The organism is Actinocorallia populi, assembly GCF_002995495.1.
In the GTDB taxonomy this organism is placed as follows: Bacteria; Actinomycetota; Actinomycetes; order Streptosporangiales; family Streptosporangiaceae; genus Actinocorallia; species Actinocorallia populi.
This window is the reverse complement of the sequence record NZ_PVZV01000006.1, coordinates 479,329-497,097: the sequence shown is the minus strand read 5'-3', so window position 1 is coordinate 497,097 and position 17,769 is coordinate 479,329. Positions and strand designations below refer to the sequence as shown.

18 protein-coding genes are annotated in these 17,769 nt (G+C 73.2%); 11 read left to right on the top strand and 7 right to left on the bottom strand.

The window, feature by feature from the left end; all coding sequences use genetic code 11:
- Window positions 1-36: 36 nt before the first annotated feature.
- Window positions 37-1,563 carry an FAD-dependent monooxygenase gene (locus tag C2865_RS25625; RefSeq protein ID WP_106401101.1) on the bottom strand — a complete coding sequence of 509 codons (1,527 nt, stop codon included), beginning with the start codon at window positions 1,561-1,563 and terminating at the stop codon, window positions 37-39.
- A 717-nt stretch (window positions 1,564-2,280) separates the two neighbouring features.
- Between C2865_RS25625 and abc-f the strand changes: the two genes are divergently transcribed.
- Window positions 2,281-4,029 carry a ribosomal protection-like ABC-F family protein gene (gene abc-f, locus C2865_RS25620; RefSeq protein ID WP_106401330.1) on the top strand — a complete coding sequence of 583 codons (1,749 nt, stop codon included), beginning with the start codon at window positions 2,281-2,283 and terminating at the stop codon, window positions 4,027-4,029.
- A gap of 151 nt (window positions 4,030-4,180) precedes the next feature.
- Here the strand turns inward: abc-f and C2865_RS25615 are convergent, their stop codons facing one another.
- On the bottom strand, window positions 4,181-4,591 hold the full coding sequence (locus C2865_RS25615; protein ID WP_106401100.1) for a PaaI family thioesterase: 411 nt from the start codon (window positions 4,589-4,591) through the stop codon (window positions 4,181-4,183).
- Between the two features lie 69 nt (window positions 4,592-4,660).
- Between C2865_RS25615 and C2865_RS25610 the strand changes: the two genes are divergently transcribed.
- The 5 genes from C2865_RS25610 (at window position 4,661) to C2865_RS25590 (ending at window position 8,663) form a co-directional block, all read left to right on the top strand.
- The gene (locus tag C2865_RS25610; RefSeq protein WP_106401099.1) at window positions 4,661-5,083 is read left to right on the top strand and encodes a MarR family winged helix-turn-helix transcriptional regulator; all 423 of its coding nucleotides are present in this window, start codon (window positions 4,661-4,663) and stop codon (window positions 5,081-5,083) included.
- Window positions 5,084-5,203: 120 nt separating this feature from the next.
- Entirely contained in the window at window positions 5,204-5,752 is a 549-nt protein-coding gene (locus C2865_RS25605; protein ID WP_106401098.1) for a PASTA domain-containing protein, read from the top strand.
- A gap of 33 nt (window positions 5,753-5,785) precedes the next feature.
- On the top strand, window positions 5,786-6,802 hold the full coding sequence (locus C2865_RS25600; protein WP_106401097.1) for a tyrosine-type recombinase/integrase: 1,017 nt from the start codon (window positions 5,786-5,788) through the stop codon (window positions 6,800-6,802).
- Window positions 6,803-6,893: 91 nt separating this feature from the next.
- On the top strand, window positions 6,894-7,691 hold the full coding sequence (locus C2865_RS25595) for a helix-turn-helix transcriptional regulator (protein WP_106401096.1): 798 nt from the start codon (window positions 6,894-6,896) through the stop codon (window positions 7,689-7,691).
- Window positions 7,692-7,763: 72 nt separating this feature from the next.
- Window positions 7,764-8,663, top strand: coding sequence for a sterol desaturase family protein (locus C2865_RS25590; protein WP_232835809.1), 900 nt, complete (start codon window positions 7,764-7,766; stop codon window positions 8,661-8,663).
- Here the strand turns inward: C2865_RS25590 and C2865_RS25585 are convergent.
- Entirely contained in the window at window positions 8,639-9,592 is a 954-nt protein-coding gene (locus C2865_RS25585; protein ID WP_106401095.1) for a GlxA family transcriptional regulator, read from the bottom strand. The genes C2865_RS25590 and C2865_RS25585 overlap by 25 nt on opposite strands.
- Before the next feature lie 70 nt (window positions 9,593-9,662).
- Between C2865_RS25585 and C2865_RS25580 the strand changes: the two genes are divergently transcribed.
- Window positions 9,663-10,316, top strand: a complete 654-nt coding sequence (locus C2865_RS25580) for an HD domain-containing protein (protein ID WP_106401094.1) — start codon at window positions 9,663-9,665, stop codon at window positions 10,314-10,316.
- Between the two features lie 51 nt (window positions 10,317-10,367).
- Here C2865_RS25580 and C2865_RS25575 read toward each other — a convergent pair whose 3' ends face one another.
- The gene (locus C2865_RS25575) at window positions 10,368-11,351 is read right to left on the bottom strand and encodes a DsbA family oxidoreductase (RefSeq protein ID WP_106401093.1); all 984 of its coding nucleotides are present in this window, start codon (window positions 11,349-11,351) and stop codon (window positions 10,368-10,370) included.
- 74 nt (window positions 11,352-11,425) lie between these two features.
- Here C2865_RS25575 and C2865_RS25570 point away from each other — a divergent pair, with 74 nt between their 5' ends.
- Entirely contained in the window at window positions 11,426-11,983 is a 558-nt protein-coding gene (locus C2865_RS25570; protein ID WP_106401092.1) for a TetR/AcrR family transcriptional regulator, read from the top strand.
- 61 nt (window positions 11,984-12,044) lie between these two features.
- On the opposite strand, the gene C2865_RS25565 is transcribed toward C2865_RS25570, so the two are convergent.
- Window positions 12,045-13,268 (bottom strand): macrolide family glycosyltransferase, encoded by a 1,224-nt coding sequence (locus tag C2865_RS25565; protein ID WP_408608333.1) that lies wholly within the window; start codon window positions 13,266-13,268, stop codon window positions 12,045-12,047.
- Window positions 13,269-13,441: 173 nt separating this feature from the next.
- Window positions 13,442-13,774, bottom strand: coding sequence for a YnfA family protein (locus tag C2865_RS25560; RefSeq protein ID WP_106401327.1), 333 nt, complete (start codon window positions 13,772-13,774; stop codon window positions 13,442-13,444).
- Window positions 13,775-14,121: 347 nt separating this feature from the next.
- Between C2865_RS25560 and C2865_RS25555 the strand changes: the two genes are divergently transcribed.
- A complete protein-coding gene (locus tag C2865_RS25555) occupies window positions 14,122-14,886 on the top strand; it encodes a dienelactone hydrolase family protein (RefSeq protein ID WP_106401091.1) in 765 nt (254 codons plus the stop codon).
- A gap of 157 nt (window positions 14,887-15,043) precedes the next feature.
- On the opposite strand, the gene C2865_RS25550 is transcribed toward C2865_RS25555, so the two are convergent.
- Entirely contained in the window at window positions 15,044-15,790 is a 747-nt protein-coding gene (locus C2865_RS25550; RefSeq protein WP_106401090.1) for an AraC family transcriptional regulator, read from the bottom strand.
- Between the two features lie 54 nt (window positions 15,791-15,844).
- Here C2865_RS25550 and C2865_RS25545 point away from each other — a divergent pair, with 54 nt between their 5' ends.
- Entirely contained in the window at window positions 15,845-17,014 is a 1,170-nt protein-coding gene (locus tag C2865_RS25545; protein WP_106401089.1) for an MFS transporter, read from the top strand.
- A gap of 141 nt (window positions 17,015-17,155) precedes the next feature.
- Window positions 17,156-17,704 carry a pyridoxamine 5'-phosphate oxidase family protein gene (locus C2865_RS25540; protein WP_106401088.1) on the top strand — a complete coding sequence of 183 codons (549 nt, stop codon included), beginning with the start codon at window positions 17,156-17,158 and terminating at the stop codon, window positions 17,702-17,704.
- Window positions 17,705-17,769 lie beyond the last annotated feature (65 nt).

Sequence of the window (17,769 nt, the reverse complement as noted above, 5' to 3'; positions counted from 1 at the left end):
GCCGGGGCATCGCCGCAGCGTCGGGTACCGCCGTTCTCAGGGGGTGCCGAACCAGGTGGTGAGGGCTTGGCGTAGTGCGGGTGCGGCGGTGGCGGCGGGTTCGTCGACGGCCGCGGCCCAGGCGATGTGGGCGTCGGGGCGGATCAGGAGGGCGTCGGCCGGCCGGTCGCCGGTTTCGGCGGTGCGGACGTCGACGCGCTGCCGCCAGTCCCGGGCGGCCTCGCACAGGTCCGCGCGGTCGGCCAGGACCAAAAGGACGGGCCGTGCGGGGCGCATGAGTTCCGCGACGCCGGTCACGCCCTGGTCGGTGTGCAGGGTGAGGTCGGGGGCGAAGGTCCCGGCCAGCGGGTGCGGGTCGGCGTCCGGCACCGGGTAGCGGATGTCGCCGCCGGCGAGGAGGGCTCCCATGCGGCGCAGGGGCTGTTCGTCGGCGAGCAGTTCGGAGAAGACCTCCCGGAGTGCTTCGGCGGCCGGGTCGTGCCCGCGGCGCAGGGCCACCTGGGCGCGGGTGTGCAGCATGGTGCGGGCGCCGGCGAGGTGGCGTTCGCCGTGGTAGGTGTCCAGCAGGCCGTCCGGTGCCCGGCCGTGGACTTCGGCGGCGAGCTTCCAGGCGAGGTTGACCGCGTCCAGCATGCCGGCGCTGATCGCCACGCCGGTGGCGGGGAACAGGTGCGCCGCGTCGCCGGCCAGCAGGACCCGCCGGTGGCGGTACCGCTCGGCCTGCCGCGCCTTGAAGGTGAACCGCGACAGCCGGAGCGTCTTTTCCACGGGCAGGTCCACGCCGAGCACGCGGCGCAGGCTGTCCTGGAGTTCGGTGACGGTCATCGGTGTGTCGTCGTCGTACTCGGTGGCCTCGTCCTCGACGGTGTAGAGGGAGACGGCCTCGGAGGCCGGTGAGGCGGCGAGTCCGAACAGGCCGTGCCCGGTCCGGGTGAAGCCCGCGCGGAGCACGCCGAAGCCGGGGACGTCGAGGCCGCCGTCGCCGAGCACGCGCACCGTATCGGGCAGGGTGACCTGGGCCAGCCGGTTGACCTCGGGGTAGGTGGTGCCGGGGAAGGCGATGCCGGTCAGGTCGCGGGTCCGGCTGCGCGCGCCGTCGCATCCCACGAGGTACCGCGCGGTGACCCGGTACGGCCCGTCCGGGCCGTGCACGTCCGCGGTCACCGCGGTGTCGTCCTGGGTGATCCCGCCGACCTCGTGGCCGCGGCGGATGTCGGCGCCGAGGCCGTCGGCGTGTTCTTCCAGGAGCCGTTCGAGCCGCTGCTGCGGGAGCGGCAGCGCGTGCATCGGGGAATCGGCCAGCCGGGTGAAGTCCAGGTGCACGCCGCCGAAGGGGAAGCGGGGAGCCGGGATGGGGTCGGTGCAGGCGGCTTCGAACCGTTCCAGCAGACCGCGGTAGCGCAGCAGATCCAGGATCTGGCCGCCGAGGCCGCCGGCCTTGGGGGTGTCCCGGCGGTGCGGCTGCCGTTCCAGCACCAGGGGCCGCACTCCGGCCGACCGCAGCTCGGCGGCCAGCATCAGGCCGGTCGGTCCGGCCCCCACGATGATGACGTCGGTGTCCATCACTGCTCTCTTTCCTCGCGGGTCCTCGTCGCGTCCCCGCGTGTCCCGGTCGCCGTCGGTGCCTCCTCGCGGCAGGCGCCCGGACCGGCTCGTCGTGCATCGCGGAGAACCACAGAACGGTACGGTTCGTCTCGTATAGTTCCGCCCAGGGTGGAGGAATGATCCCTCCCTGTCAAACGGGACGCCCCGCCTCATCGGGCCGGCGCCACGACCGCCGCCGCTCCGCGCCCGGACCGAAGCGATCATGCGGCCCGGCGCGGGAGGCCGACCACGCCAGGCCCGGCATCGGGGCGATCGCCGCGCGCCGCCCGGCCCCGGCCTCCAGGCGGCCCCCGGCGGGGAAGGCCGCCCCCGGCCTCGGCCCCGATCCGGCGTTCGCCTCCTGCCGGACCCGCCGCGCGGGGCCCGGCCGCCCCGCGCCGGGCGCGTCCGGAAACCCCAGACAAGACGAGACGATCCGTCTTGACACAGCGACGCCGCACCCGCATACTCGAGCACATCGAGACGAACCGTCTCGTTCCGAATGTGTGAGGAGTGTGCATGACGACCACCCGTGCGACCGGCACGTCCGACGCCCCGACCGGGCCGCCGCCGCGGCCGGCCGCAGGCGACGCCTCCTGCGACGTGGCCCGGCGCACGGACCGGGCCCGCACCCAGGAGCAGGACCCTGCGGCACCCCGGCCGCAAGACCCCGGGCCTGCGGAGGGCCGGGAGGGCATGCGGCCGTCTTCCCCCCGCACCGACGACAGGAGGCGAGGCGCTCTGCGCATCCCCGGCCAGCTGGCTCTCGACCAGATCACCAAGCGTTACGCGACCCGTGTCGTCCTGGACCGGGTGTCGCTCACCGTCAAGCCCGGCGAGCGGCTCGGAGTCATCGGCGACAACGGATCGGGCAAGTCCACGCTGCTCAAGCTCATGGCGGGGGCGGAGCGCCCGGACAACGGCGAGCTCGTGGCCGTCGCACCCGGCGGCGTCGGGTACCTGCCGCAGTCGCTCGAACTGCCGCCGCACGCCACCGTCGCCGACGCCGTCGACCTGGCGCTGGCCGACCTGCGCGAGCTCGAAGCCCGGATGCGGGCCGCCGAACGTTCGCTCGGCGAGGCGGACCTGGAGGCCTACGCGGCGCTGGTGGCGCGGTTCGAGGCGCGGGGCGGCTACGAAGCCGACGTCCGGGTGGAGGTCGCGCTGCACGGGCTGGGGCTGCCCGGCCTCGACCGCGGCCGCGCGCTGGGCACGCTCTCCGGCGGTGAGCGCTCCCGGCTCGCCCTGGCCGCCACGCTGGCGTCGGCTCCCGAGCTGCTGCTGCTCGACGAGCCGACCAACGACCTGGACGACCAGGCCACCGCCTGGCTCGAACGGCGCCTGCGCGCCCACCGCGGCACGGTCGTGGTCATCACGCACGACCGGATGTTCCTGGACCGGGTGACGACCGCCGTCCTCGAGGTGGCCGACGGGCGGGTGCGCCGCTACGGCGACGGCTACGCCGGGTACCTGGCCGCCAAGGCCGCCGAACGCGCCGCGCAGGCGCAGGCCCACGAGGAGTGGCGGACGGAGCTGGACCGGCACGCCGCGCTGGTGGCGGCCAACGCGGACCGGCTGGCCGCGATCCCCCGCAAGACCGCCAAGGCGGGCATGGGTACCGGTGCCTGGCGGGCGCGCTCACGCACCCACGGGGCCGCGGGCCGCATCCGGCAGTCCCGGCAGCGGCTGCAGTGGCTCACCGCCCACCCCGCGCCGCCGCCGCCCGAGCCGCTGCGCTTCGCCACCGTCCCCGCCACCTCGGGCACCGCCGCCGGGGACGAGGTGGCCTCGCTCGACGGCGTGGTGGTGGCCGGGCGGCTCCACCTGGAGTCCCTGACCGTCCGCGCAGGCGAGCGGCTGCTGGTCACCGGCCCGAACGGAGCGGGCAAGACCACCCTGATGCGGGTGCTGGCCGGAGAACTGCGGCCGGACGCGGGCCGGGTGCGGCGGGCCGGCCGGGTCGGGTTCTTCCGGCAGGACGAACCCGGCACCGACGACCCGCGGTGGCCCCTCCACCGGCACGGGCCGGCCGGCACGGCGCACCGCACCGTGCTGCAGGCCTACGCGCACGGGCTGCCCGGGAGCCCGGACGAGCACGCGGACGCGCTGCTCGCCCTGGGCCTGTTCCGGCCGTGCGACCTGGGACTGCGCCTCGGGGAGCTGTCCTACGGGCAGCGGCGCCGGGTCGAGCTGGCGCGGCTGGTGAGCCGGCCCGTGGACCTGCTGCTGCTCGACGAGCCGACCAACCACCTGTCACCGATGCTCGCAGAGCAGCTGGAGGAGGCGCTGGCCTCCTACCAGGGTGCGCTGGTCGTGGTCACGCACGACCGCCGCCTGCGGGCCGCGTTCACCGGCGAGCGTCTCGAGCTGGCCGGAGGCGCCGCCGCGGCGGCCTCCGTCGCCGGGGCGAACCGGGTGCGGCCCGGGGGCTCTTCGCCGGCATGACGACAGCCCTGGCGGACCGGGTCCGGCCCGCCGGGGCGGCCGCCGTGCGAAGAGGCCGCCTCCTGTTTTGCGGTGCGCGCGTGCACCGTTGATGCGGCCGCCGGGAGGGCGGTCGGTCATGTGCGAGGCGCCCCCGGTCCGGGGGCGCCGGTCACAGGACGGTGACCGAGCCCTGGGCCACGGCGCACAGGGTGGAGGCGCCCCGGGCGTCGAGGGTGGACAGGTCGCAGCGGCACACCACGCGGGTGCGGCCGGCGCGCAGGACCCGGGCGTGGGCGCGCAGGGTTCGGCCGTCGGCGGGGCGCAGGTAGTCGATGGTGAAACCGGAGGTGATGATCTTGGCTCCGGCGGCGGTGCCGGCGGCGAAGGTCAGGGCGTTGTCGGCGGCGTAGCCGAGCACGCCGCCGTGGAGGAAGCCGTTCTGCTGGCGCAGTTCGTCGCGGATGTCCAGTTCCAGGACGGCCTCGCCGGCGCCGAAGGCCGTCAGGCGGGCGTCGAGCAGCACGCTGAAGGGCTGGGCGGCCAGGACCTCGCGGGCCGTCTCCAGGTCGGGTATGTCCATCTCGCCATCCTCACTTCATATGTGAAGTGAGGATGGTGCGCGGCGGGTCTGTCTGTCAAGATCGGACCCATGTCCCCGCCCGACCAGCGCCTGTTCTTCCTGCTCCAGCGGACCGCGCACCGGCTGCGCCTGGACGCCGACCGCCGCTGCCTGGCCGCCGCCGGGGTCACCACCGCCCAGCTCGGCGCGCTGTTCGCCGTCCACGACCACCCCGGCGGCCTCACCCAGCGGGAACTCGCCCGCATCCTGGGCCTGCGCGAGTCGGCGGTCACCTCACTGGCCGGGCGCCTGGCCGCGGCGGGACTGCTCACCCGCGGCGCCCACCCCGGCGAGCACCGCGCCGTCATGCTGCGCCTGTCCGAGCGGGGCGTGGCGGCGCTGCGCGCCGCCCAGCCGGAGATCGACCGCTTCAACGCCGAACTGCGCGCCCGGCTGGGCGAGCACCACGCCGCCCTCGCCGCCGCCCTGCACGCCCTCGCCCGCGACGACTGAACGCCCCCGCGACGGCACACCACCCGCATTACCGGCATTCGTCACGAACTCCCCGGTTGTGGCTCTAGGATCTTGCGCCAAGGGGGTGAATCCATGGGAGCACACGGACGCAAGCGACCCGTGAACGCGAAAATCGCGGGAGCGGTCGCCGTCGTCGCCGTGACCGGACTGGCCGTGGGTCTGCTGGGCACCGACGGCGAACCCGAAGCCGTCCGCGAACCCGCCCTCGCCGCCGTCCCCTCCCAGACCCCCGCCTCCCCCCGCGAGAGCGAACCGCAACCGCGGATCTCCGCCAAACCCGTCACCGCGGCACCCGCCCCGACCACCGCCACCGCCACGGCCGCACCGACGACGCCCGCCCCCATCCGCACCAAGACCACCACCCCCGCGGCCCCGCCGCCCACCACCCCCGCACCGCCGCCGCCCCCCGCCCCGCACCCCCTGGTGCCCAACGTCGTCGGCATGCCCGTCGACCAGGCCGCCGGCACGCTCTCGGCCGCCGGATACGGCCACAAGGTCGTCTGCCAGGAGGGCCGCGCCACCGGCAGGGTCGCCTCCCAGCAGCCGGCCGGCGGGCAGCAGTGGAGCCCCGGCGGAGAAGTCGCGCTGTTCGTCCCCTTCTGGCGCTGCCGCGACGACCGGCCCGACCGGCCCTGGGACGACGACTGACGAACGTCCCGCCCCTGGGCTAGATTCACCTCCATGCGCCCCACCCGGCTCCTCGCCCTGACCGTCGAGGAGACCACCGACCGCTACGCCGACCTCATCCGCGCCAAGACCACCACCGGCCAGCTGTCGCCGGGCACCGCCGAGGTCTACATCCGCGACGTCCTGACCTTCTCCGCGCTCGCCGGCCCGCACCGCGTCCTGGACGAACTCGACGGCGAGGACATCGACTCCGTCCTGCTGGCCTTCGCCCGCAAACCCGACGCCCGCCGCCGCACCCCCACCACCGCCCCGCAGAGCGCCGCCTCCCAGGCGCGCTTCCGCCGCTCGCTGTCCGCCTTCTTCCGCCACGCGCTCCTGTCCGGCTGGGTGCAGCTCGACCCCATGCCCGCCGCCACCGTCCGCGCCCGCCAGCGCGGCGACCTGCGCACCGAACGCCGCGCCCTCACCCGCGAACAGGCCGGCGGCCTCATCACCGCCGCCCGCTCCCTGGCCGCCGCCCCGCCCGACACCGGCCGCCGCGACGACCAGCGCACCGAACTGCGCGACGCCCTGACCGTCGTCATGCTCGCCACCCTCGGCCCCCGCGTCTCCGAACTCGTCGGCGCCGACCTGGAACACTTCTTCACCAACGACGGCATCCGCTACTGGCGCGTCCTGGGCAAAGGCGGACGCACCCGCGACCTGCCCCTGCCCCCGCCGGTCGCCGCCCTCCTGGACGCCTACCTCGCCGAAGGCCGCCCCCTGCTGGACCGCGGCCGCGAACCCCGCGCCCTCCTGCTGTCCTGGCGCGGCCGCCGCCTGGCCCGCGGCGACGTCCAGCCCGCCATCGACCGCGTCCTGTCCCGCGTCGCGCCCGCCGACCGCCGCGCCGTCACCCCCCACGGCCTGCGCCACACCACCGCCACCCACCTCCTGGCCGCCGCCACCGACCTCGACGCCGTCCGCCGCGTCCTGGGCCACTCCGACCTGTCCACCCTCACCCGCTACCGCGACGCCCTCCCGGGCGAACTCGAAGCCGCCATGCGCATCCACCCCCTCCTGCCGCCCTGACCCCGGCGAAAGCCACCGGCCGCAGGGCGTCCCGCCCCGACGGCACCGGCCGTTATCTTGTCCACGACGGCGAAACCCGACGGGACGGACGATGACACGGCAGGGGGAGCACGCCGGGACGTGGGCGGTGGGAGCGCGGCTCGCACCCGGCCGGCTGACGCTCACCGGAGCGCTGGGCTCGGCGCACGCCCACGCGCACGCCGCGGTCCAGGTCCTGCTGGTGACATCCGGGCAGGCGGTGCTCACCGACGGCCGCGGACGGTCACGGCGGGTGCGGGCGGCCGTGATCCCCGCCGGGGCCGTGCACGCCCTGGACACCGGCGACGCCCGCGGAGCGATGGTCTACCTCGATCCGGCGGACCGCCGGGCCCGCGCCCTCACCGCACGGCTGGACCGGCACGCGGCAGCGGCCGAACCCTCCGGCGGGCAGGCCGTCCTCTGGCAGGCCGCCGCCGATCCCGCACTCACCGCCCTGGACGCCGCCCCGGACCTCGACACGCGAACCGGCGAGCGGGCCCTGACCGCACTGGCCGCCTGGCCGGACGCGCCGCCCCCGCCCCCCTCCGGCGCGCTGGGGCGGGCACTGGCCCTCCTACCGGAACTGATCGCCGCCGGGCGGCCGGTGCGCCTGGACACCGTCGCCGCCCAAGTGGGCCTGTCGGGCAGCAGGCTGCGGCACCTGTTCACCGAACAACTCGGGCTGCCGTTCACCGCGTGCGTGCGGTGGGCACGGCTGCAGGCGGCGATGGCGGTCGTCCGCGACGGCGGCACCCTCACCGCCGCCGCCCACGCCGCGGCCTTCACCGACAGCGCCCACCTGACCCGCGTCTTCCACGCCATGTTCGGCCTGGCCCCCTCGCAGGCGGCCCGCCACCTGCACTGGCACTGACCCGCCACCCGCCGTCCAGGTCAGCCCTTTCGTCCAAGCCCGCCCGCCCACCCGCCCGCGATGCTGACAGGCATGATCGAAACCCTCGTACGGTACGGGTACGTGCCGTTCATGCTGCTGGGCGTCAACGGCGCCGCCATCGCCCTGGTCTCCCGCGGCGCCGCCGACGGCGCCGGCAAGGCATGGCTGCCGGCCCTGCTGGCCGTCGCGGTCGCCTGCTCGTTCGCGGCCGAACGCCTCCTGCCCTACCAGGCCGCCTGGAACACCTCCCTGGGCGACGGACGCCGGGACACCGCGCACGCCGCGGTCAACGAGACCCTCACCCTGGGCAGCGTCGCCGCCCTGCCTCTGCTGGCCGCCCTCATCCCCGGCCGGGGCGCCTGGCCCGACGGCTGGCCGCTCGCACTGCAGGTACTGCTAGCGATCATCGTCGCGGACGCCGGGATCACCCTGGTCCACTACGCCAGCCACAGAACCGGATGGTTGTGGCGGCTGCACGCCGTCCACCACAGCGTCCGCCGCTGCTACGGCTTCAACGGCCTGATGAAACACCCCCTGCACCAGGCCCTGGAGACCACCGCCGGCGTCACCCCGCTCCTACTGGCGGGCCTGCCGCTGGACGTGGCCTGCCTCCTCGCCCTCGCCGTGGCGGTGCAGCTGCTCCTGCAGCACTCCAACGTCGACTACCGCGTCGGAGCGCTCAAGCAACTCCTGGCCCTCAACGAGGGCCACCGCTTCCACCACCTCAGATGGGCCGCAACCGGCGACGTCAACTTCGGCCTGTTCACCCTGGTCTGGGACCACGCCCTGGGCACCTACTCCCACGACCCGGCCCGCCGCTTCACCACCGGCGACCTGGGCATGGCCGCCCGGCCCGACTACCCCGACGCCTACCTCGACCAGCTCACCGAACCGTTCCGCCGCCGCGGCGACCGCTCCGCCGGCGCTCAGGAACCGGTGCGGAACGCCTGACGGTAGGACTGGGGCGAGGTGCCGACATGGCGCGTGAAATGAGCGCGCAGAGTCGCCGAGGACCCGAAACCGCAAGCGGCCGCGACGCGGTCGACCGGCAGCGTCGTGCTCTCCAGGAGCTGCTGGGCGCGGTGCAGCCGGGCCCGCAGCAGCCACTGCAGGGGGGTGGTGCCGACCTGGGCGCGAAAACGGCGGTTGAGGGTGCGCACACTGGTGGACGCGTGGCCGGCGATGTCGGCCAAAGTCAACGGCAGGTGCAGCCGTGCCTCCAGCCAGGCCAAAGTGGGCTGCAGGCCGACGTCGGGCGGGCCGGGATCGGGATGGCGGATGTACTGGGCCTGGCCGCCGTCGCGCTGCAGCGGCATCACGATCCGGCGGGCGACCATGGCGGCGACGGACGCACCGTGGTCGCGGCGCACCAGGTGCAGGCACAGGTCGATGCCCGCCGCGACCCCGGCGGAGGTGAGCAGGCGGCCGTTGTCGGTGAACAGCACCGAGTCATCGACCTCCACCGACGGATGGAGACGGGCCAGCTCGCGCGCGTAAGCCCAGTGGGTGGTGGCCCGCCGCCCGTCCAGCAGACCCGACGCGGCCAGGATGAACGCGCCCACGCAGATCGACGCGATACGCGCCCCGCGGGCGGCGGCCGAACGCAGCGCCTCCAGCGCCTCCGGCGGCGGCACCAGACCGTCGGCGTGCCCCGGCACCAGCACGGTGTCGGCCTCCGCGAGCGCCTCCAGGCCCCACGGGACGTCCAGGCCGATCCCCCCGAACACCGGTGAGGTCCGCACCGACGGGCCGAGCCCGCACACCCTGGTCTCATAACGGGGACGGCCCCCGTCGTCCATCGCGGAACCGAACACCTGCAGGGGCACCGACAGGTCGAACGGCACCACCCCGTCGAGCGCGAGGACGGCCACCACATGCATGTCCAGAATCTAGCGGACATCGGCATTCCTGCCACTATCGCGCGAGAAAACCAGACCCCAGCATGGACCCATGAACGACCACTTCCACGACTTCGCCCTCCCCGACACCGCACTGACCCGCCGCGCACACGCCTTCATCACCCGGCTGTGCGACCCTGTCCTGGTCGGCCACAGCGTCCGCGCCTACCTGTTCGGCCGCGAACTGGGCACCCAGGCCGGACTGCGCCCCGACGAGCACTACGACGACGAGGTGCTGTTCCTGGCATGCCTGCTCCACGACGCCGGCCTCAGCCCCGAAGGCGACCGCGCCGGCCGGTTCGAAGCCGACGGCGCCGACACCGCGGTGGAGTTCCTGGCCGCCGAAGGCCTGGACGAACGACGCCGCGACATCATCTGGCAGGCCATCGCCCTGCACACCTCGGCCGGCATCGCCGACCGGATGCGCCCGGAGATCGCCCTCACCCACATCGGAACCGGCGCCGACATCGCGGCCCTGCGCGCCCGGTCCCTGCCCGAGGACCTCGCGGCCCGCGCCCACGCGACCTGGCCCCGCTCGGACATCGGCCCGCACCTCACACAGGCCATCGTCGAACAGATCCGCCGCAACCCCGCCAAGGCCTCACTGTTCTCCCTGCCCTTCGAACTACTGCGCCAGACCCACCCGGACACCCCCGTCCCCGGCTGGCTCGACACGGTGACCGCCGCCTGGCCCGGCGTCCCGTAGAGACCGCGAACGGGCGGCGGACACCCGCCGCCCGCCCCCAGGCCGCCGAACTCACCCGGCATAGTGCGGAGACATCACCGCCGCCAGCGACAGATGCACCGCCGCCTCCCCCTCCAGCCCGCGCCGCCGCAACGTACGGCCGAGCAGAAGACGCGCATAGGAGTCATCCGGCGCCTCACTCACCAGCCCCTCCAGCTCCCGCGTCGCCCGCCCCAGCTGCGCGGAGGCGAAATAGGCGCGAGCGGCCAGCATCCGCACACCCCGGTCCTCACCGTGCGACTCCAGCAGCGGACGCAGCAGCACCAGCGCACCCAGCGGATCACGCTGCTCCAGCAGCGACTCCGCATGCCGCAACCGCTCGACCTCCTCGGGAAGCCCCCGCACCTCCTGGCCCGCCGCATACCGGACGAACTCCGCGATCGCCTCCGGAGACTGCGCCCCGGCCAGCGCACGGCCCCGCACCACGAACGTCGGCGAGGTCCGCACCCCCATCGCCTTGCCGGTCAGCACCAGCTCCCGCACGAGATCCTCGCCCGCACCCCCGGCGAGCAGCCGCGCCCCATCGGCGAACCCCGCCTCCCGGGCGACCCCCTCCAGCACGTCCGGGGCGCTGATGTCCAGCGCCTCCACGAAATGAGCCCGCAGAACACCCTCGACCACGGCGTCCTGCAGCTCCGCGCCACCCTCGGCGTACGCCAGGGCGATCAACCGGTGCGCGCCATGGCTGTCGGCCCGCCACGCCGCGCCCCACACCGGACCCAGCCCCTCATCGGCGGCGATCCGCGCCACACGGGCCCGGTTGTCCTGCGGCGCGAGACCCGGCGAGCAGGCCGCCAGCGACTCCCCGGCCGCCGGGTCCTGCAGCACCTCCTCCAGGGCCTCCTCCAGCGGGACGGCGCGAGCCGGAGCGGCGGGGTCGACGCGGTAGGGGCGCCACACCACCTCGACGTCCTCGCCGAGCGGCGCCCGCTCCAGCCGCCGCTTGCCGATGTAGGCCCACGGGCAGACCACGTCCGCCCAGATCTCGATACGCATGCCCGCACACTAAGCGACGGGCGTCGTTTAAGCAACACATGTCGCCTAAGCGACGCCCGTCGTATAGTTCCCGTATGAATTCCGACGACCCCCGCGCCCAACGCACCCGCACCCGCCTACGCGCCGCGATCCTCCACCTCACCACCCACCACGACCCCGCCACCCTCACCATGGCCGCCGTCGCCCGCCAAGCCGAGATCAACCGCGCCACCGTCTACCAGCACTACCCCGACCTCGACACCCTCCTCACCGACGCCATGGAAGAAGCCGTCACCCGCCTCGCCCACGCCGCCGCCCTCTGCCCCCTGGACGCCCCCCGCGACCAGACACCCCCACCCCTCCAGGAACTCTTCGACCACGTCGCCGCCAACGCCGCCCTCTACCAGCGCATGCTCGGCCCCCAAGGCAGCCCCCGCCTCATCACCCGCCTGCGCACCTGCCTCACCGACGCGCTCACCACCCGCTTCACCCAAGGCCACCGCCCCCCATGCCACCCCCACGTCCCCGCCGACACCCACGCCGCCTACCTCGCCGGCGCCCTCACCGGCGTCATCACCCACTGGCTCACCCACACCCCCACCCAACCCCCGCACACCGTCGCCCTGGCCTTCTGGCACCTCTTCCGCCCCTGAAAAACCGAAAGGCCCCGCAGACCACACGGCCTGCGGAGCCCGAACACCCCCGCGAAAACACCTACCCGACCGGCGGCAACACCGACTCGATCACCTCGACCGCACGCCGGGCACCGCCCTCGGCACGAACCTGAGCACGCAGCTCCGCCGCACGACGAGACACCACCGGATCAGCCGTCAGATCCAGCAACGTCGAACGCAGCAGCTCCGCCGTGGCATCCTCAGTGTCGATCCGACGCGCCACACCCAGCTCCACGAGCCGGTCTGCGTTCATGAACTGGTCGACGGCCTGCGGAACCGCGATCATCGGAGTCCCGGTGAACAACCCCTCGGCGCTACCACCCATCCCCGCATGGGTGACGAACGCATCCGCCTGCTCCAAGATCGCCAGCTGCGGCACCCACGAACGCACCTCCACATTCGCCGGAATCACCCCCAGCTCAGCCGGATCGGTGTGCTTACCCACCTGCAACACCACATACCAACCCGGCAGATCCCCGAAAGCAGCCAGACAACGACGGTAGAACTCCGGCTGCCGCGTATACGCCGAACCCAGCGACACCAACAGCACCTTCTCCGCACCCGCCGGCCGCTCCCAACCGCCCTGATCGCTCCGATCCCCCAGACACGGACCCACGAACGTCACCGCACCGGCATCGACCCGATCCAGACTCGGCTGCATCGCACTGGGAACCAGCGCCACCGCCCGCGCCGGATGATTCGAGAACGCCGCCACATCAGTGGTCGACGCACCGCACTCCGCCAACCAGCCCGCGAACTTCGCCAGATAGGCATCCGCACCGGGCAACGACCGCACCTGCGCGCCGACCTCCTCGGCATACCCGTCCCAGGCCACGATCGCCGGAGACAACTGCACCACCGGACGCCCCTGCGACTCCGCCAGCGCCCGCGCCGCGTACGCCCCGATGTCATACAGGTACACATCAGCCGGATCCTCCTCATAGAAGGCCCGCAGCTGAGGCAACATCCCGATCGCGTCGTCCAGGAAGACCCCCATCGCCGCGATGGGATCCTCCGGCCAGTCATGATCGGCCACCGGCAGCGTCGAGACATAGGGGACGAGCTCCGCCCCCGTCGACGCCACCAGCTCGGCGGCCGCCCGGTCGTTGGCGTACGTCACCCGGTGGCCCCGCGCCACCAGCTCCCGGACGACCTCCAGGCTCGGCAGCACATGGCTGACCGCGGGAATACCGATCATCGCGACATGCGCACGACGAGAAGACATGAGAACACCCACTTCACAGATCCAAGGAATGAAGGACATAGAGAACCGGCACGCCCACCACCGCGGCGGAAGACACACACCACGGGAAAGCGCCGGACCGCGGGACGCCCGGTCCCGCCCCCGTCAGCCGTACAGAAGGATCTGGAAGAACATGCCCCGGAGCCTACCCGCGCCCATGATCGACCGGCAAACGAATAAACGGAGGCACGGCCTCAGCCCCGCGGCGCGTACATGATCACAGCGACCCCCGCCAGGCAGACCAGCGCGCCCGCCACGTCCCACCGGTCGGGACGGAACCCGTCCACCACCATCCCCCAGGCCAGCGACCCCGCCACGAACACCCCGCCGTAGGCCGCGAGGATCCGTCCGAAGTTCGCATCAGGCTGCAAAGTGGCGACGAACCCGTAGAACCCCAGCGCCAGAACCCCGGCACCGGCCCACCACAACCCCCGGCCCTCCCGCACGCCCTGCCAGACCAGCCAGGCGCCCCCGATCTCGGCCAGGGCCGCGAGCACGAACAACAACAGGGACCGTATGACCGACATGGCCGCCAACGCTACCGGGCCCGCCCTGCCCGAAGACGACCGCTCCGGTAGTTGAGGCTTTAGTCCATTCTGTATCTTTTTTCTTCTGAAAGAAGGTGGCGCCTTTACACAGTAAGGTACATACGGGCCTTGGGGGGAGCGGCTCCGTGGCGTCCGGCTGCGGATCCTCCGCCAGGAAAACCCGTTGGCGGACCACCGCGGCCGTTGCTAGCCTGCCGGAGGCCGTGCGAGAGAACGAGGAGGTGGTACCCGTGAACGTATCGACATGGGTGCTCCCCTCTGGGATCACGGTCGGGCGATAGGTCGTCCGGGAGCGCCGTATCAGAGCACTCCCGAAAGGCACGACCATGCAATTCACTTCTGAGCAGCGCCTGGACGACGGCGTCCTCGAACGCGAATTCACCCTCGGCGAGATCCCCGGCATCCTGTGGACGCCCGCATCCGCGCCGGCGCCGGCGCCGCTGATCCTGCTCGGCCACCCCGGCGGGCTGCACAGGATGTACCCCCGGCTGGTGGCCCGGGCCCGGAGTTCCGCGGCGGACGGTTTCGCCGCGGCGACCATCGAGCTCCCCGGAGGCGGTGACCGGCCCCGCTTCGCCGCCGTGGAGCAGGCCCGCGCCGAGCTGCTCCGGGCGCTGGAGGCCGGTGAGCCGGTCACCGAGGAGATCGTCGACCGGCTCGTCCTCCCGCTGGTGGAAAAGGCGGTCCCGGAATGGCGGTCCGCTCTGGACGCCCTCCTTTCGCTGCCCGAGATCGACGGCCCCGTCGGGTATTCGGGAGGAGTGATCTCCATCGGCATCCGGCTGGCGGTGGTCGAGCCGCGCATCTCGGCCGCCGTTCTGTTCGCCGGGAGCTTCGTGCCTCGCTCCATGTTCGAGGAGGCCCGCCGGGTCACCATCCCGCTGCACGTCCTGCTGCAGTGGGACGACGAAGGCAACGACCGGCAGACGGCCCTGGACCTGTTCGACGCCTTCGGCTCCAGGGAGAAGTCGCTGCACGCCAACCTGGGCGGGCACACCGGCGTCCCGCAGCTCGCGGGGGACGCCGCGGCCCGGTTCCTCACCTGGCATCTGAGCCAGCCGCCGACCGTCCCCGCCGTCAGCAGCCGGTAGGCGGTAGGCCACCGCTCATCGAGAACGGGTCCCGGTCCTCTCGATGAGCGGTGGCCGACAGATGCACGGCGGACCGGCCCTGCCTCCTCACCGCGCCGTCCTGCATCCGCGAGGCCGACGCGGTGAGCCGGCTCGAGATCTGCCGAGGCGGGGCGAGTCAGGGGCTCGGGTGGGTGCCGGGGGTGTGGCCGAAGGTGCGGCGGAAGGCGTCGATGAAGGAGCTGGCCGAGGCCCAGCCGCACCGGTGCGCGACCGCGGTCACCGGCTGCCCGTCGGCGAGCAGGACCAGGGCGTGCTGGAGGCGGAGCTGGGTGCGCCATCGGGGGAACGTCATGCCGAGGTCGGTGCGGAACAGGCGGGACAGGGTGCGGCCGCTCGCGCCGACCTGGCGGCCGAGCTCGACGAGGGTGCGGCCGTCGGCGGGGTCCTCCTGCAGGATCCCGCACAGGGCGCGCAGCAGCGGCGAGGCGGGGGCGGGCAGGTGCAGCCCCTGCCGGGGGGAGGCGCGCAGCTGGTCGAGCAGGACCGCCCGCATCCGCGCCCGCTCCGCGCCGCCGCCTCCGTCGGGGTCGCGGGTGTAGGCGATGATCAGTTCGCGCAGCAGGGGGCTCGCCCCCAGCACGGTCAGGGCGTCCGGGCCGAGGGTGCCGTCGGCGGCGGGCAGGCCGACCAGGTGCAGGTCGAGGTCGCCGTGGGCCCGGTGCGCGTGCACGGTCCCCGCGGGCACCCAGATCGCGTTCGTGCCGGGGGCGACCCACGAGCCCGCGCCGGTCGTGATCGCCAGAACCCCGCGGCCCGCGTAGACGATCTGGTGGTCGTCATGCCGGTGGGCGTCGATCACCGCGCCGGACGGCAGGTACCGGGTGCGGGTCGGCGCGACCGGGTCGTGGCGGATTTCCATCATCGACTGGCAATTTATCGGAAGCGCGACAACGTACAGGTCACCGACCATGAACGGGTGCGAAGGAATGCCTCCATCACCCTGCTGTCCATCGGGCACGCCTGCGTCGACGTCTACCAGGGCGCCGTCGCGGCCCTCATCCCGTTCTTCGTCGCCGAGCGCGCCTACGACCACGCCACCGTCTCCGGGATGGTCCTGGCCGCCTCGCTGCTGTCGTCGTTCGTGCAGCCGATGTTCGGCGCGCTGACCGACCGGTGGGCGATGCCGTGGCTGCTGCCCGCCGGCACCCTGCTGGGCGGCACCGGCATCGCGCTGAGCGGAATCAGCGGCTCCTACGGCCTCACCCTGGCGTTCGTGGCCCTGTCGGGGATCGGCGTCGCCGCCTATCACCCCGAATCAGCGAGGATCGCCCGTCTGGCCGGCGAGGGCGGCCACAACGCGATGGCCTGGTTCTCCACCGGCGGCAACCTCGGCTTCGCCCTCGCCCCGCTCGTGGTCGCCGCCGTCATGGCCGCCGGAGGCCTGCACCTCACGCCGCTGCTGGTGCTGCCCGCCCTCGTCGGCGCCGTGCTGTGCCTGCCCGTCCTGCGCTCTCTCGCCCGCAAGGACGCCACCGAAACGGCTGCGGCGATGCCGGTCGGCAAGGACGACGTCGGCTCGTTCGTGAAGCTGTCGCTGGCCGTGGTGTTCCGCTCCATCGCCTTCATCGGGCTCAGCACCTTCATCGCCCTGCACGCCCAGCGGGCCATGGGCGGCAGCGCCGCCGGAACCGCCGCCCTGTTCGTCCTCTACCTCGGCGGCGCGTTCGGCTCCGTCCTCGGCGGCGCACTGGCCGACCGGTGGGGACGCGTCACCGTCTCCCGCTGGTCCTACCTCGTCTCCGTCGCCGCCGTCACCGGGGTCGTCTTCGTACCCGGCCCCGCCCTCTACCTGTTCGTCGCCGCGACCTCGGCCGGCCTGTACATCCCCTTCTCCCTGCAGATCACCCTCAGCCAGGACTACCTGCCCTCGCGCATAGGCACCGCCAGCGGCGTCACCCTCGGCCTCACCGTCAGCGTCGGCGGCCTGGCCAGTCCCCTCATCGGCGCGCTCGCCGACCACACCACCCTGCGTACCGCCCTCATGCCGCTCATCCTCATGCCCGCCCTCAGCTGGCTGTTCCTGCGCACCCTGCCCGAACCCGCCCCGCCGCACGCCATCCCCCGGCCCGCCCGCTCCCCCGCCTGACTCCGCCCGCACTCCGCACGACGGCCGCCGCGATCGAGCGCCACGACTTCGAGGCGATGGCGCGCACCCTGCGAAACCGAAGGCGCCTCCCAGAGGGAGTAGGTTGGGGCGTTTTCTCACCGCTGGCTAGTGTCTGGAGTCATGGGTAAGACCTACGAGCGTATCGACGCGAATCTGAAGACGTTCATCGAGCAGCAGGCCATGTACTTCGTCGCGACGGCGCCTTCCGCGGGCGGGCATGTCAACGTCTCCCCGAAGGGGTACGCCGAAACGTTCGCGATCATTGACGAGCGCACCGTCGCCTACCTGGACATGAACGGTTCCGGCGCGGAGACGATCGCCCATCTGAGGGAGAACGGGCGGATCACCTTCATGTTCTGCTCGTTCGAGAGGACGCCGAAGATCCTGCGCCTGTACGGGAGCGGTCGTACCGTGCTGCCGCACGAGCCCGAGTGGAACGGTCTGGCCGGCCTGTTCCCCGAGGGCAACCCGAGCATCCGCGCGATCATCGTGGCGCAGATCGATCGGATCGCGGATTCGTGCGGGTACGGCGTTCCTTTCATGGAGGTCATCGGCCCCCGGGACATGCTCAAGGACTGGGGCGCCCGCAAGAGCCCCGAGACCCTCGCGAAATACCGTTCCGAGAAGAACAGGGTCAGCATCGACGGACTTCCCGCCATCGACGTGTGAGCGGGTGGGCCCGACCGCGGTGGGCCGCTCCTCGTTCTCGCCGATGTCCGTGAAGGCCGTTCGGC

What these genes read in the sequence shown, in the direction of transcription:
- C2865_RS25625 (WP_106401101.1), bottom strand. Translation starts at nt 1,563, where the DNA reads ATGGACACCGACGTCATCATCGTGGGGGCCGGACCGACCGGCCTGATG.
- abc-f (WP_106401330.1), top strand. Translation starts at nt 2,281, where the DNA reads ATGCGGCCGTCTTCCCCCCGCACCGACGACAGGAGGCGAGGCGCTCTG.
- C2865_RS25615 (WP_106401100.1), bottom strand. Translation starts at nt 4,591, where the DNA reads ATGGACATACCCGACCTGGAGACGGCCCGCGAGGTCCTGGCCGCCCAG.
- C2865_RS25610 (WP_106401099.1), top strand. Translation starts at nt 4,661, where the DNA reads ATGTCCCCGCCCGACCAGCGCCTGTTCTTCCTGCTCCAGCGGACCGCG.
- C2865_RS25600 (WP_106401097.1), top strand. Translation starts at nt 5,786, where the DNA reads ATGCGCCCCACCCGGCTCCTCGCCCTGACCGTCGAGGAGACCACCGAC.
- C2865_RS25595 (WP_106401096.1), top strand. Translation starts at nt 6,894, where the DNA reads ATGACACGGCAGGGGGAGCACGCCGGGACGTGGGCGGTGGGAGCGCGG.
- C2865_RS25590 (WP_232835809.1), top strand. Translation starts at nt 7,764, where the DNA reads ATGATCGAAACCCTCGTACGGTACGGGTACGTGCCGTTCATGCTGCTG.
- C2865_RS25585 (WP_106401095.1), bottom strand. Translation starts at nt 9,592, where the DNA reads ATGCATGTGGTGGCCGTCCTCGCGCTCGACGGGGTGGTGCCGTTCGAC.
- C2865_RS25580 (WP_106401094.1), top strand. Translation starts at nt 9,663, where the DNA reads ATGAACGACCACTTCCACGACTTCGCCCTCCCCGACACCGCACTGACC.
- C2865_RS25575 (WP_106401093.1), bottom strand. Translation starts at nt 11,351, where the DNA reads ATGCGTATCGAGATCTGGGCGGACGTGGTCTGCCCGTGGGCCTACATC.
- C2865_RS25570 (WP_106401092.1), top strand. Translation starts at nt 11,426, where the DNA reads ATGAATTCCGACGACCCCCGCGCCCAACGCACCCGCACCCGCCTACGC.
- C2865_RS25565 (WP_408608333.1), bottom strand. Translation starts at nt 13,268, where the DNA reads ATGTCCTTCATTCCTTGGATCTGTGAAGTGGGTGTTCTCATGTCTTCT.
- C2865_RS25560 (WP_106401327.1), bottom strand. Translation starts at nt 13,774, where the DNA reads ATGTCGGTCATACGGTCCCTGTTGTTGTTCGTGCTCGCGGCCCTGGCC.
- C2865_RS25555 (WP_106401091.1), top strand. Translation starts at nt 14,122, where the DNA reads ATGCAATTCACTTCTGAGCAGCGCCTGGACGACGGCGTCCTCGAACGC.
- C2865_RS25550 (WP_106401090.1), bottom strand. Translation starts at nt 15,790, where the DNA reads ATGATGGAAATCCGCCACGACCCGGTCGCGCCGACCCGCACCCGGTAC.
- C2865_RS25540 (WP_106401088.1), top strand. Translation starts at nt 17,156, where the DNA reads ATGGGTAAGACCTACGAGCGTATCGACGCGAATCTGAAGACGTTCATC.